This is a genomic window from Embleya sp. NPDC008237, assembly GCF_042956465.1.
Lineage (GTDB): Bacteria > Actinomycetota > Actinomycetes > Streptomycetales > Streptomycetaceae > Embleya.
In genome coordinates this window covers 1-13,458 of sequence record NZ_JBIBGL010000025.1, presented here as the reverse complement: position 1 = coordinate 13,458, position 13,458 = coordinate 1, and the positions used below count along the sequence as shown (strand labels likewise).

General features: G+C 70.5%; 9 protein-coding genes. 4 read left to right on the top strand and 5 right to left on the bottom strand.

The genetic code is table 11. The features are described 5' to 3' along the window. Positions 1–32: 32 nt before the first annotated feature. On the bottom strand, positions 33–1,682 hold the full coding sequence (locus ACFZBU_RS42480; RefSeq protein ID WP_391589149.1) for an MFS transporter: 1,650 nt from the start codon (positions 1,680–1,682) through the stop codon (positions 33–35). Positions 1,683–1,874: 192 nt separating this feature from the next. Here ACFZBU_RS42480 and ACFZBU_RS42475 point away from each other — a divergent pair, with 192 nt between their 5' ends. After that, entirely contained in the window at positions 1,875–2,366 is a 492-nt protein-coding gene (locus ACFZBU_RS42475) for a MarR family winged helix-turn-helix transcriptional regulator (protein WP_391589148.1), read from the top strand. Positions 2,367–2,550: 184 nt separating this feature from the next. Here ACFZBU_RS42475 and ACFZBU_RS42470 read toward each other — a convergent pair whose 3' ends face one another. Continuing rightward, entirely contained in the window at positions 2,551–3,912 is a 1,362-nt protein-coding gene (locus ACFZBU_RS42470; RefSeq protein WP_391589147.1) for an MFS transporter, read from the bottom strand. A gap of 254 nt (positions 3,913–4,166) precedes the next feature. On the opposite strand from ACFZBU_RS42470, the gene ACFZBU_RS42465 reads away from it, so the two are divergent. Next, positions 4,167–4,766: a CGNR zinc finger domain-containing protein gene (locus tag ACFZBU_RS42465; RefSeq protein WP_391589146.1), complete on the top strand. Its 600-nt coding sequence runs from the start codon at positions 4,167–4,169 to the stop codon at positions 4,764–4,766. Positions 4,767–5,164: 398 nt separating this feature from the next. On the opposite strand, the gene ACFZBU_RS42460 is transcribed toward ACFZBU_RS42465, so the two are convergent. Next, complete coding sequence (locus ACFZBU_RS42460) at positions 5,165–6,547, bottom strand: ice-binding family protein (RefSeq protein WP_391589221.1); 1,383 nt, start codon at positions 6,545–6,547, stop codon at positions 5,165–5,167. A 972-nt stretch (positions 6,548–7,519) separates the two neighbouring features. Between ACFZBU_RS42460 and ACFZBU_RS42455 the strand changes: the two genes are divergently transcribed. Then, positions 7,520–8,698, top strand: a complete 1,179-nt coding sequence (locus ACFZBU_RS42455) for a macrolide family glycosyltransferase (protein WP_391589145.1) — start codon at positions 7,520–7,522, stop codon at positions 8,696–8,698. A gap of 272 nt (positions 8,699–8,970) precedes the next feature. Here the strand turns inward: ACFZBU_RS42455 and ACFZBU_RS42450 are convergent, their stop codons facing one another. Beyond that, positions 8,971–9,831, bottom strand: a complete 861-nt coding sequence (locus ACFZBU_RS42450) for an NAD(P)H-binding protein (protein WP_391589144.1) — start codon at positions 9,829–9,831, stop codon at positions 8,971–8,973. 175 nt (positions 9,832–10,006) lie between these two features. On the opposite strand from ACFZBU_RS42450, the gene ACFZBU_RS42445 reads away from it, so the two are divergent. Beyond that, entirely contained in the window at positions 10,007–10,408 is a 402-nt protein-coding gene (locus ACFZBU_RS42445) for a winged helix-turn-helix transcriptional regulator (RefSeq protein WP_391589143.1), read from the top strand. Positions 10,409–10,623: 215 nt separating this feature from the next. Here the strand turns inward: ACFZBU_RS42445 and dnaE are convergent. After that, positions 10,624–13,458: DNA polymerase III subunit alpha (gene dnaE, locus ACFZBU_RS42440; protein ID WP_391589142.1), on the bottom strand; the 2,835-nt coding region annotated here is incomplete at its 5' end.

Sequence of the window (13,458 nt, the reverse complement as noted above, 5' to 3'; positions counted from 1 at the left end):
GGCTCAGGCCCGGCGCAGACTCCGGTTCCGGGTCAGGCTCGGGCTCGGGTGGAGCCGGTCAGCGGGGCGGGGGCCGACGCCTGGGCCGGGACGCGGATGGCGGTCGTGCCGGCGGGTGTCTTCGGCCGGCGTACGCCGATCATCAGCACGGTGACCGCGGCGGCGACGAACATCCCCAGCCCGGCGATGGTCATGCACAGGTGCAGCGCGTCCGCGAAGCTGTTGCCGACGGCGGACAGCGCCTTGCCGGTGGCCTCGGGGGGCAGGCCGAGGTGGCCGGCTGCCGAGAGCCCCTCGTCCGAGACGGCCGAGGTGACGTGCTCGCGGTCGGCGGGGGCCAGGCCGGAGGCGGTCAGGTTCTCCGGCAGGGCGGCGGCGATGCGGTTGGTCAGCACCACGCCCAGTACGGCCGGGCCGAGTGCGCCGCCGAGTTGGCGCAGGGTGTTGTTGCCCGCGCCGGCCATGCCGGCCAGGTGGTGCGGAACGCTGCTGACCGCGACCGAGGTGATCGGCGTCATCACGAAGGCGAAGCCCACGCCGATCACCACGAGCGGGCCGGCCATCGCGGCGAACCCGGTGTCCGGCTCCAGGGTGTTCAGGGTCAGCATGCCGATCCCGGTGACCACCAGGCCGAAGGTGAGCAGCGCACCCGAGGGGATCCGGCCCATCAGCCGGCCGACGATCGGGCCGATCACCACGGTGAGCCCGTTGATGAGCAGGAACCGGTAGGCGATGTCGAGCGCGCTCAGGTGCTGGACGTTGCCGAAGAACAGGCTGAGCGAGAAGACGATCCCGACCAGGCCGAACATGGTGATCATGGTGACCACGCCGGCGCCGGTGAACGAGCGCGACGAGAACAGCTCGAGGGACAACATCGGTGTCGCCGAGCGGTGTTCGATCACGATGAACGCGGCCAGGCCCAGGATCGCGAGTGCGAACGCGACCAGGACCGGGCCGTCGGTCCAACCGGTGGTTCCGCCCTCGATCACGCCGTAGATCAGGCCGGTGATCGCGATGATCGCGGCGATCTGGCCCGGCACGTCGATGGCCCGGCCGTGCGGCGAACGGGAGTCCTCCAGGAGTATCGCCGCGACCACGGCGCCGACCAGGCAGACCACCACGATCGGGGCGAAGATCCAGCGCCAGGAGGCCTGTTCGAGAATCGTCCCGCTCAGCAGCGGGCCCAGCGACATGCCCAGGCCCAGCGAGGCGGCCCATGCGGAGATGGCCTTGGCGCGGGCCCGGAAGTCCGGGTAGGCGTGGCTGATCAGCGCCAGGCTCGAGGTGAGCAGGGCGGCGCCGCCCGCGCCGGAGAGCGCCTGGCCCACCCAGACCTGGGCGACGCTGTGCGCGGTGAGGTTGGTGGCGGAGCCGGCCGCGAGCAGGAGGAGGCCGGCCAGGAACGCCTTCTTGCGCCCGTACAGGTCGCCGATCAGGCCGAAGGTCAGGATCAGCGCCGCCATCGGCAGGATGAAGATGTCGCTGATCCACTGGAGGTCGCTCGTGGACGCGTCCAACCCGCGCTGGATGGTCGGCAGGGACACCGCCACCCCGCCGATCGGCACGTACGAGGCGAATACGCCGAGACATGCGAGCACGACCGTGAGGGCGGGGCGGGCCACGGTGGTGGTCGGCGGCGAGGCTGCGGCCGACGAGGCAACGGATCGGGGGGTCGTGGGCATGGTGCGACAACCTTCCAAGTTCTACGTAGCCTGTTAAGTTATCAGAAGACTTAGAACTTATACGAGGGCTGGCATATTGTTCGGTGTCTGCCAAGGCGTCGGATGCCGAGCCGCCGATCCGCGTGCCCTACGGTGACCGGGTGAGGCGCCTTTGCGGCGCAGGCCCCGCCTTTCGGAGAAGGGAAACGCGCGATGCCCGCCCCCCACGAAGTCGCCGAGCCCGCGTGGAGCGAGCAACTGCCACATCTGCTCTGGCGTGCACAACAGTCCATGCAGCGGCTGCTCAACGAGAGGCTCGAAGGCATCGGCGTTTCGATCAACCAACTCGGTCTGGCCGGCCGACTGGACGAGAACGGCGCGATGTCCGCCGCCGACCTCGCCCGCGCCCACCACATCACCCCGCAGAGCGTGACCACCGCGGCGGCCGCGCTGGAGCGGGCGGGTTGGATCGTCCGCCGGCCGCACCCGGTACACAAGCGGGTGGTCCTGCTCGAACTGACCGCGCTGGGCAGCGCGGGCGTCGCCGAGGGCCGACGGGTGATCAAGGAAGCCGACGGCCTGATCAGCCGGACGATCGGCGCCGAGCAGGTCGAGGCGTTCGCGGCCAACCTGCGGATGATCACCGCGGTGGTCGACGGTCCGGACATGCCGGCGGGCCGGATGTGGCCGGAGCCGCCGCGGTGAGTACGGGCGGGTGAGTCGGGCCGCGGTGGCGCGGTGGCCGTGAGGGGGTGGGCCGGGGCCGCGGATGCGAAGGCGTCGCGGCTGCGTCCTTGGCGGACGCAGCACGAATGCCCCCTTCGGGAGCGCCATCCGCCGACCCCGGAGCTCGTGCTCGCCGAGTTCGTGGCCCGGGGAGCGCCACGGATCAGCCGAGGTCCGTCGAGCTCGGCACCCGCAGCGCGGGTGCCAGCCGATCCTCGGTGACGACTCGCAGGTACACCGGAATCGTGGCCGCCACGGCGACCGCGAACACCACGAACGCGGCGCGCACTCCGAACCACTGGGCGAGCCCGCCGATCAGGCCGGCGCCGAGTGGCATCGCCCCCCAGCCGAGCAGCCGGGCCGCCCCGCTGTAGCGGCCCATCATGCCTTCGGGCACCAGGTTCTGGCCGATCAGCCGGGAGTCGACCGACCACAGCGTGCCGCCCAGGCCGCCGACGAAGGCGGCCGCGGCGACCGCCCACAGGTTGGTGGTCAGCGCGGGCACCGCCATCATCGCGAAGGTGCCGATCAGGTCGGCGAGCATCACCCGACGGTGGCCGATCAGCCGATTGAGCCGCCCGACGAGCAGCGCGCCGAGCAGGCCGCCGACGCCCAGGGCGCTCAACACCACGCCGTACTCGCGGGCGGACAGATGCATCAGGTCGTGCGCGACCAACGGCATCAGCGCCAGCCAGCCGCCCCAGCTCGCGCACAACACGGTGAGGATGAGGGACATCGTGCGGAGCAGGCGATGCCGCCAGAGGAAGCTCAGGCCGACGCCGATTTGGCGGGCGACGGACTCGGGGGCGGGTGCGCCGGCGTCGGAACCGGTCGGGGTGCCTGCGGTGCCGGTGGACGCCTCGGCTCCGCTTTCGTCGACGGCCGGGTCGGCCCGGTCGGTGGCGGCCCGGAAGCGTCCGGTGAGCAGGAGCAGCAGCAGGCTCGCGGCGAGATACGCGACCCAGGTCGTCCCGAGCGCCAGGCCGGTGCCCGCGGCCAGCAGCAGGCCGCCCACGAACGGGCCGGCGAACTCGTTCGCGGCCGTCTCGGCGCCGGTGATCAGCGCGTTGGCGCGCTCCCGGTCGGCGCGCGGGACGATCGCCGGGACCAACGCCGCGGTGGCGGTCAGCGCGATCACCTCGGCCACGCCCAGGACCAGCCCGCCGAGCGCGAGCACGAGGAGGCCGGCCCGGCCGGCGAGCACGATCGCGATCAGCACGCCGATGGTGAGCAGCCGCATCCCGTCGGCCAGCCACAACAACCGACGTCGATCGGCGCGATCCACCAGCACTCCGACGGGCAGCGCGGCCAGGAGCCACGGCAGCGTCAGCGCGAGCGAGACCAGCGAGATCAGCGCCGGGGAATCGGTGCTGCGGGTGGCCAGCACCGGCAGCGCGATCTTGGTGATGCCGTCCGCCAGGTTGGTGACGAGGGTGAAGGCCAGGAGCACGGAGGTGTTCCGGGCACCGGCCGGCTTCGCCATCCGCCCGCTCGGTAGGTCGACACCGACGCTCTGCAAGACCATCGCCCGCCCTAACTGTCAAAGCCGTTCACCGGTTAGCACGCCCGCTCGATCGTGGCATCGACGCACGCGCGCCGTCAACCGGTAAAATCGTTAGCCGGTTAGCGAAGGGGTAGGCTGGCCCGACCGGTGACCGGACCGAACCACCCGGCCCACGCCGGATCGAGACCGCACCGGTCCGGGAACTCACCGGACCCGATATCGCACGGGACCGAACCGGCCCCGGACCCGAGACCGCGTCGAAACGGAGGCCCGAGATGCTCGAAGCACCCGCTTCCGCGGTGCTGATCGAGGCGTTCGTGAACACGATCGACGTCGAACTCGGTACGGACGAACTGACCACGCCGCCCGAACTTCGCACCTGGCTGGCCGCCCGGGACCTGCTCGATCCCGCCGCCCTGGTCGCTCCGACGGACCTCGACGCCGCGCTGCGACTGCGCGCCGGCCTGCGCGAGAAGTTGGGTGTACCTGTCGGTACCGCCCCCGACCCACGGCAGCTTCGGCAGGCCGACGAGGTTTTGCGCGCCCTGCCGGTGGTGTTCGAGTTCGGCACCGACGGGCATCCCGGCGGCTTCACGCCGGGCCCCGAACTCCCCCCGGCGGACCGGGCGTTGGCTCGACTCGCCATCGCCTGGGCCGAGTTGGTCGCCACCGGCGAGTCGGCCCGGCTCAAGCGCTGTGCGGAACACGGCTGCGCATGGGTGTTCTGGGACGTCTCCAAGAACCGCAGCCGCCGCTGGTGCTCGATGCGCGTATGCGGAAACCGCACCAAGGCCCGCCGCTACGCGGCCAGACACACCCCCACCCCCCGCCCCGAAGCGCCGACCGCGGACCACCCGGGGCCGACAACGAATTAGCGAATCGGCCGGGAGGGTCGGATCGCCTGTACCCGCCCGCGCAGGGGCTCGATGCGACGACGCACGTGATCGAGGGAGTGGGGGCGCCCCGGCTTCATCTTCCGCAGCCGGGACGTCCCGCTACGCAGCGTACTCGATCGATGACCGGAAAAGTTTCCAATGAGTCGTGAATCGATCAGGGGATCCGGAACATCGTGGTGCTCCGTTTGCGCGGCGTCACGGGAGTGCGGCGGGTTGCCTCGCGCTCGGCGAGTAGTCCGTCGCCGGGCCGCTGTCGGTACGGGCGAGTGTGGACAGCAGGGTCCGCGGACGCGATCCGCCCCCGTCCGCAGTCCTTTTCGGACGCGGCCGGGGGCGGATGGCTGTGGCGGTGTGGGCCTCACCGCCGGATCGTTGCGCTATCCGTCGATGCCTCCCGATTCGGTGCGATCGGTACGGCGCTTGCGCTGGAGGATCAGGACGAGGGCGCCCAGAGCCAGGATTGCGGCTCCGATGCCGGCCAGCGGACCGACGAAGTTGTTCGAACCGGTGGCCGCCAGTTGCGGGTGGGCCCCGGGTGCGGGCGCATTCTGCGGGGCTTTGTCGTTCGCGGCGTCACCGCGGTGGTGGGCGGGGCCGCCGTTACCCGGTGCCTGGGCGTCACCCGCGTGGGCGGGTCGTTGGGGACCGCCGTTACCCGGTGCCTGGGCGTCCGCCGCGTGGGTGGGCCGTTGGGGACCGCCGTTACCCGGTGCTTGGGATTCCGCTGCGTGGGTGGGTCGGTGGGAACCATGACCCGGTCCTTGGGACCCCGCTCCATGGGTGGGTCGGTGCGAGCCGGTGGGGCGACCCGACGCGGGCGGAGTGGAAGCGCCGGGGCTCGAGGTGCCTCCCGGGCCTGCCGGGCCCGAGGGCCCCGCCGGACCTGCCGGACCCGAGGGCCCCGCCGGACCTGCCGGACCTGCCGGGCCTGCCGGACCTGCCGGACCTGCCGGGCCCGGGGAGCCGGGTGCGCCGGGCGAGCCCGGTGCCCCGGGAGAGCCGGGTGCCCCGGGAGAGCCGGGTGCCCCGGGAGAGCCGGGAGCGCCGGGGGAACCGGGAGCGCCGGGAGAGCCGGGAGCGCCGGGGGAACCGGGAGCGCCGGGAGAGCCGGGTGCTCCGGGAGAGCCGGGAGCCCCGGGAGACCCGGGCGGCCCGCTGGGTCCCGGAGGTCCGCTGGGTCCCGGAGGTCCGCTGGGTCCCGGAGGTCCGCTCGGTCCGGGCGAACCGCTCGGGCCGATGATGCAGGTCGGCTTGGTGATGACGTTGGTGTCCAGCGTGGTCGCGCCGTTGCGGGCGAGGGCTCGGCCCTCGATGGTCGCTCCGGTGGTGACCGAGATGGAGGTCAACGCCATGATCGTGCCCTTGAAGCTGGTACCGGTTCCGAGCGTGGCCGAACTGCCGACCTGCCAGAAGACGTTGCACGCCTGGGCGCCGTTGATGAGCGCGACGGTGCTGTTGGATCCGGTGATCAGGGTTTCCGCGATCTGGAAGATGAAGACCGCGTTCGGGTCCCCCTGCGCGTCGAGGGTGACGGTGCCGGTGAGACCGAGCGGCCCGGTGGAGTTGTACACGCCGGAGACCAGCGTTTGACCGACGAGGTCTCCCGCAACGCTTGCGGTCGGGGCCCGCCCGGCTGCGTCGTTGTAGGCAATGGTCAGGTCCGCCTGCGGCGCGTCTGCCGCCGGGGCCGTTTGGATGGTGCCGTTGATGACGACTCCCGGGGGAAAGCCGACGACCGAGGAGCCGGGGCTGACGCCCACGCTCCCGCTGATGACGCTGGGACCGGTGTTGGTGACGGTTTGCCCGCCCAGCACCGCGTAGCTGTCCGCAGTCCCCAGGTCGACCGTGGCGGTCGCTGCGCGTGCGCCGGGCGCTATCGACACGAGAGCGGCCGAGGCCAGTAGCACCAGCCCGAGAATGATCGCCGCCACCGCGGCCGATCGGGAATGTCTCGGTTCTCGGAAGCCCGTGGAACGAGCACCATCGATTGCCATGAACTGGGCCTTTCGCATACTCGGTGTCGCCGTCGAACGACCGGCGGGCAGACGCGTTCCGGGACGGGGTTGCCGCAGGCGTCGGGGCGACGAGGGGTGGGCGAGCGCGTTGTTCGGAGGTGCGTGGACGTGCTTGCCCGTGGGACAAAGGGCGCGAATCAGTGCAATTCATCGCCCAATGTCCGCAATGAGATCATCCGCTGATCACAATTACCGGGAGTCAAACGGGTGGTTTTGTGCGACTCCCCCACCGGCCCGTCTCGTTGGCGACGGATGGCCCGGGCGCGCCGATTCGGGATTCCTCGGCGTGTCGGCGCTGCGATCGACACACGAACGCGTGACCGGCCGCGACGTGGCCGCCGCGGCCGGATTCCGCCGCCACGCTGCACGCAGCCACGCATGGCCGCGCCCGAACCGCCTGCCGTCGAGTGCGGGCGTCGACCTCGGCTCAAGTGCCTCGTCACGAGGGAACTCTGCGCGCGCCGTCGTGAATCCCGGTCCGGCCCACGGTGATTACGCCGTCCCGGTCACGGACGCAGCGGTTCCGGAAAGTCGGTTGGTTCGGGACGAACGCTCGGGATACCGTCGTGCGCATGTGCTTCCAACAGATCTACGGCTGACATCGGCGAGGGCTGCGCCCTCGATCCGCCCGCACCGGGTCGCGTGTGACGTACGCGTCGACGCCCGGGTCGCCGGGCTGCGTGTCCACCCCGCCGTAGATTCGAAACGAGAGCTCTCATGTCCCAGCGTCGCCGTGCCCACATCGCGATGATCGGCATCCCCGCCGTCAGCCATGTGCTGCCCAGCCTCGAAGTCATCCGCGAACTGGCCGATCGTGGTCATCGCGTCAGCTATGCCAACGACCCCGTCGTCGCCGATCTGATCGCGCCGACCGGGGCCGAGTTCGTGCCGTACCGCTCCACGTTGCCGGTCGGCGACAACGACTGGCCGGCCGATCCGATCGCCGCGATGGGCACCTTCCTGGACGACGCGATCCAGGCGCTCCCGCAGTTGCGCGCGGCGTACGACCACGACCCGGCGGATCTGTACCTCTACGACATCGGCGCCTACGCCGCCCGGGCCCTGGCCGAGCGCCAGGATCGGCCGATCGTGCAGATTTCGCCGACGTACGTGGCCTGGCGGGGCTACGAGGACGAGGTGCTGCCCGGGATGAAGCAACTGCCGGGCGCGGACGCGTACTGGGCGCGATTCGCGGCCTGGCTCGAGGACTCCGGCGCGACCACCACCGACGTGGACCTGTTCGGCGGCCGGCCCCGCAGGGTCGTGGCCACGGTGTCGCGCGCGATGCAGCCGAACGCGGCGCTCGTGGACCCGGCCGTGGTCGACTTCGTCGGCCCGTGTCTCGGGCATCGCGCGGACCAGGGGGAATGGACCCGCCCGGCCGGCGCGGAGCGGGTGCTGTTGATCTCGCTGGGTTCGGCGTTCACCCGACAGCCGGAGTTCTACCGGCGATGCCTCGCGGCCTTCGGCGATCTGCCGGGCCTGCATGTGGTGCTCCAGATCGGCCGGCACACCGACCCGGCGGACCTCGGCACGATTCCGGACAACGTGGAACTGCATTCCTGGGTGCCGCAGTTGGCCATTCTGCGGCAGGCCGACGCGTTCGTCACGCACGCCGGCATGGGCGGCTGCGGCGAGGGGCTGACGACCGGCGTGCCGATGATCGCCGTACCGCAGGGCGCCGAGCAGTTCGCCAACGCGGATCGCCTGGTCGAACTGGGCGTGGCCCACCGCCTGGACACCGCGGATGCGACCCCGGAGGCGCTGCGCGGCGCACTCCTCGACCTGACCTCGAACCCGGAGGTGGCCGCCCGCTCGGCCCGACTGCGGGAGGACGCGATCGCGGAGGGCGGCACGGCCCGGGCAGCCGACCTGATCGAGGCCGAACTGGGTTGATCCCGAGGCGGTCGGCCGGGCTCAACCCGCCCGGCCGCCCGGGATCCGTCCTGCACGGGAATTCTCCGGTCGGGGTAGGGGCCTTCGGCGGCACGCGCTCACTCCGAGGCTGCCGGCCGGCTGTCGCCGGGTCTGGAGGATCCTTGCGAGCGCACGAGCGCACGTGTACTCCCGTGCGGCTCCCACGCGCCCCGAAGCGCCCCCGGCTCGGCCGATGCCGTGCTCGGGGGCGCTTCCCTTTACCCGCGTCCTTACCTGCGTCGAGTGTGCGGTCAGCCCTTCAGCGCCACCGAGACGGTGTCCGCGAGCGGCGTGGTCGGGCGGCCGAGCAGGCCGGACAGCTCGCCGGTGATGCCTTCGAGCGCACCGTCGGCGATCTGCACGTCGGAGTCCACGAGCAGCTCGACGAGGAACGGCGGGAGGCCGACGCCGTTGAGGACCTCGGTGTACTGCTCGGCCGGCAGGTTCGCGTACACGACCTCCTTGCCGCTCTGCTTCGCCGCCTCGGCGGCCAACTCGGCCAGGCTCCAGTTGTTGTCGCCGGTGAGCTCGTACACCTTCCCGGCCTGGTCCTCGCTCAGCAGCACGACGGCCGCGGCCTCGGCATAGTCGGCGCGGGCGGCGGACGCGACCCGGCCCTCGCCGGCGGAGCCCGCGATCGCACCGCGCTCGACGGCGCCGGCCAGCGAGCCGGTGTAGTTCTCCGTGTACCAGCTGTTGCGCAGCAGCACGTTGGGCAGGCCGGTGGCGGCGATTCGGACTTCGGTGTCGCGGTGCACCCGGGCCAGGCCGAGCGGGCTCTTGTCCGCGGCGTAGAGCGAGGTGTAGAGCAACAGGCCGACCCGGGCCTCGGCGGCGGCGGCGACCACGGCGGTGTGCTGTGCGATCCGGTCCGCCTCGGGGCCGTTGGAGGACACGAACAGCAACTTGTCCGCACCGGTGAAGGCCGGCACCAGCGTCTCGGGCCGTGTGTAGTCCGCCTCGCGCACCTCGACTCCGCGGGCCGCGAGGTCGGCGGCCCGGGCCGGCGTGCGTACCGCGGCGACGATCTCCGAGGCCGGGGTGCCGCGCTCCAGGAGGGCGTCGATGACGAGGCGGCCGAACTGCCCGGTGGCTCCGGTGACGACGATCATGGCGAGTTCCTCTCTTCCGCGCCGAACCCGTCGTCCGGCCGCTGACCAAACGATGGCACTAACTTTTTGAAAGCGCAAGCGGTGAGAGAGTGCAGTACTTTCGGAAGCGTCGACGCGGAGGTAGCCTCGGTACGTGCCGACGCGGCCGCAGGTGCAGACGACGAAGGGGGCAGCGATGGAAACCGTGACCGAGACCGGGCCGGACCCGACCCCGGAGTTCGAGTTCGACGTGTTCGCGAGGGCATGCGTCTCGCGGGGGGCGATGGAGCACATCACCGGCCGCTGGGGCGTACTGGTGCTGGGCGGGTTGTACGACGGGCCGCTGCGTTTCAACGCGCTGCGCCGTCGGGTCGACGGGGTCAGCGAGAAGATGCTGGCGCAGACCCTTCAGGCGCTGGAACGGGACGGCTTCGTGCTCCGCGAAGTGCACAGTGCGATCCCGCCCCGGGTGGAGTACACGCTCACCGAACTGGGCGCCGCGACGGCGGCCAAGCTGCTCGATCTGATCCGGCACCTGGAGGGGCACATGGCACAGGTGCTGGCCGCACGCGAGGAGTACGACCGGACGCACGCCTGAGGGCCCGGGGCTCGGGGGCCGCATGCCCGAACGCCGGAAGAACGCCTGCCCGAGCGTCGCCTGCCCGAGCTTCGTGTGCCCGAGCGTTGCTTACCCGGCCGGCCGCCGGGGAGACGACCGAGGGGTCGGGATCACGAGAGTGCGTCTCGTGATCCCGACCCCTCGGTCGGTCCCGCGGGTTCCGGGTCGTCCGACTTCCGTCGGTCCGGGTCGGCTCAGATGCTCCAGACTCCCGCGCCCAGCATCGACTTGATCTCGCCCGCGAGGCCGCCCTCCGGGTTGACTCGGAAGTCGAGGTTGTAGCGGGTGCGCATGCGTGCGCTCTCCAGGATCAGGTGCACCGGGTTGTCCCCGGGGTGCGAGGAGAGCACCCGCTTGATGTCCTTCACCAGCTTCTCGTTGACCTTGGTGGTGGGCAGCCGCAGGCACACCGGGGCCTTGCCGCCGTGTTCGGCCGAGCCGATGTCCAGCGGAACCAGTTCGGAGCCGAACACGCTCAGCGCGCCGTCGCGCTCGTTGAGCCGGCCCTTGATGCTGACCGCGACGTCCTCTTCCAGCGCGTGTGCGACGAGCGTGTAGGACTGCGGGAAGAACAGCACCTCGATCTCGCCGTCGTGGTCGGCGAGGTTGATCATCGCCCACGGCGAACCGCTCTTGTTGACCTTGCGCTGGATGCCGGTGATCAGGCCGGCGAGTTGTACCTGACCCTCGGTGCGGCCGGAGTTCTTCAGCTCGGTGATCGAGGTGTCGCGATGCCGGGACAGGATGTGCTCGGCGCCGTCGAGCGGGTGCGCGGAGACGTACAGGCCGAGCATCTCGCGCTCGGTGGCCAGCTTGAGCTTGCGCGGCCATTCCTGGTCGGTGAGCGTGAAGTCGAGTCCGACGGCCGGTTCCGCGGCGGCCTCGTCGCCGCCGCCGAACAGGTCGTACTGGCCCGCGGCCTCCTGCTTCTTCAGGCCCACCACCGCGTCCAGGGCCTGCTCGTGGACGTCGACCAGGGCCCGGCGGGTGTGTCCGAGCGCATCGAACGACCCGGCCTTGACCAGCGATTCGACCGCGCGCTTGTTGCACGCGGGCAGGCCGATCTTGGTCAGGAAGTCGGCGAAGGAGTTGAACTTCCCCTTGCTGGTACGCGCTTCGACGATGTCGTTGATGACGTTGTCGCCCACGTTGCGGATCGCCCGCAGGCCGAACCGTACGTCGGAGCCGACGGCGGTGAAGTCGGCCACGGACTCGTTGACGTCGGGCGAGAGCACCCGGATGCCGGCCGACCTGGCGTCGGCCAGGTACATGCCCATCTTGTCCTTTTCGTCGCCCACCGAGGTGAGCAGCGCGGCCATGTACTCGGCGGGGAAGTTCGCCTTGAGATAGGCCGTCTGGTAGGACACCAGGCCGTAGGCGGCGGAGTGCGACTTGTTGAACGCGTAGCCGGCGAACGGGACCAGTACGTCCCACACCGCCTGGATCGCCTCGTCGCCGTAACCGCGTTCGCGGCAACCCGCCTGGAACGGGATGAACTCCTTCTCCAGGACTTCCTTCTTCTTCTTGCCCATCGCCCGGCGCAGCAGGTCGGCCTGGCCCAGGCTGTAGCCGGCCAACACCTGTGCGGCACGCTGCACCTGCTCCTGATACACGATCAGGCCGTAGGTGGGGCCCAGGACTTCGTTGAGCGGCTTCTCCAACTCCGGGTGGATCGGCGTGATCTCCTGCTGCCCGTTCTTGCGCAGCGCGTAGTTGATGTGCGAGTTCATGCCCATCGGGCCGGGTCGGTACAGCGCGGAGACCGCGGAGATGTCCTCGAACTCGGTCGGCTTCATCAGCTTGAGCAGCGCGCGCATGGGGCCGCCATCGAGCTGGAACACGCCCAACGTGTCGCCGCGGGAGAGCAGTTCGAAGGTGGTCGGGTCGTCGAGTGGGATCTTCTCGATGTCCACGTCGACACCGCGGTTGGCCTTGATGATCTTGATCGCGTGATCGATGATGCCCAGGTTCCGCAGACCCAGGAAGTCCATCTTGACCAGACCCATCGATTCACACGACGGGTAGTCGAAGCCGGTGATGATCACGCCGTCCTTGTCCCGCCGGTGCAGCGGGATCAGGTCGATCAGCGGGGTCGAGGACAGGATCACCGCGGCGGCGTGCACGCCGGTGCCGCGGGTCAGGCCCTCGATGCCGCGCGCGGTGTCGATCACCATCTTCACTTCGGGGTCGGACTCGTACAGCGCGCGGATCTCGCCGGCCTCGGTGTAGCGCGGGTGATCCTTGTCGAACATGCCCGCCAGCGGCATCGACTTGCCCATGATGTCCGGCGGGTACGCCTTGGTGATCCGGTCGCCGGTGGCGAACGGGAAGCCCAGGATCCGGCTGGAGTCCTTGATCGCGGCCTTGGCCTTGATCGTGCCGAAGGTGTTGACCTGTGCGGTGTAGGCGGAGCCGTACTTCTCGGTGACGTAGCGCACCATCTGGTCGCGCTGGCGGTCGTCGAAGTCGATGTCGACGTCCGGCGGGTTGATCCGCTCGGGGTTGAGGAAGCGCTCGAACAGCAGGTCGTAGTCGAGCGGATTCAGGCCGGTGATCCCGGTGAGGTAGGCCACCATCGAACCGGCCGCCGAGCCTCGGCCGGGGCCGACGGGGATGCCGTTGTCCCGGGCGTACTGGCAGATGTCGGCGACCACGAGGAAGTAGGAGTCGAAGCCCATGGGCGTGATCACGCCCATCTCCAACTCGATCCGGTCCAGCACCTCCTGGCTCGGGTTGTCGCCGAACCGCCGCTGCAGACCCTCGGCGATCTTCTTGCGCAGGTACGTCGCCTGCGTCTCGCCCTCCGGGACGTCGAACTGCGGCATCCGGTTGACCTCGGCGAACACCTCGTCGTAGGGCTGGATGCGCTCGGCGATGGCCAGGGTGTTGTCGCACGATTCGGGCAGCTCGCCGAACAGTGCGCGCATTTCCTCCGAGGTCTTGATGTAGTAGCCGGTGCCCGCGAACTTGAACCGGTTCGGGTCGGCCTTGTTCTTGCCCACGCCCACGCACAGCAGCGAGTCGTGCGC

Bases quoted from the DNA above. Each gene is read 5' to 3' on its own strand.
- ACFZBU_RS42480 (WP_391589149.1), bottom strand. From the start codon at position 1,682: ATGCCCACGACCCCCCGATCCGTTGCCTCGTCGGCCGCAGCCTCGCCG.
- ACFZBU_RS42475 (WP_391589148.1), top strand. From the start codon at position 1,875: ATGCCCGCCCCCCACGAAGTCGCCGAGCCCGCGTGGAGCGAGCAACTG.
- ACFZBU_RS42470 (WP_391589147.1), bottom strand. From the start codon at position 3,912: ATGGTCTTGCAGAGCGTCGGTGTCGACCTACCGAGCGGGCGGATGGCG.
- ACFZBU_RS42465 (WP_391589146.1), top strand. From the start codon at position 4,167: ATGCTCGAAGCACCCGCTTCCGCGGTGCTGATCGAGGCGTTCGTGAAC.
- ACFZBU_RS42455 (WP_391589145.1), top strand. From the start codon at position 7,520: ATGTCCCAGCGTCGCCGTGCCCACATCGCGATGATCGGCATCCCCGCC.
- ACFZBU_RS42450 (WP_391589144.1), bottom strand. From the start codon at position 9,831: ATGATCGTCGTCACCGGAGCCACCGGGCAGTTCGGCCGCCTCGTCATC.
- ACFZBU_RS42445 (WP_391589143.1), top strand. From the start codon at position 10,007: ATGGAAACCGTGACCGAGACCGGGCCGGACCCGACCCCGGAGTTCGAG.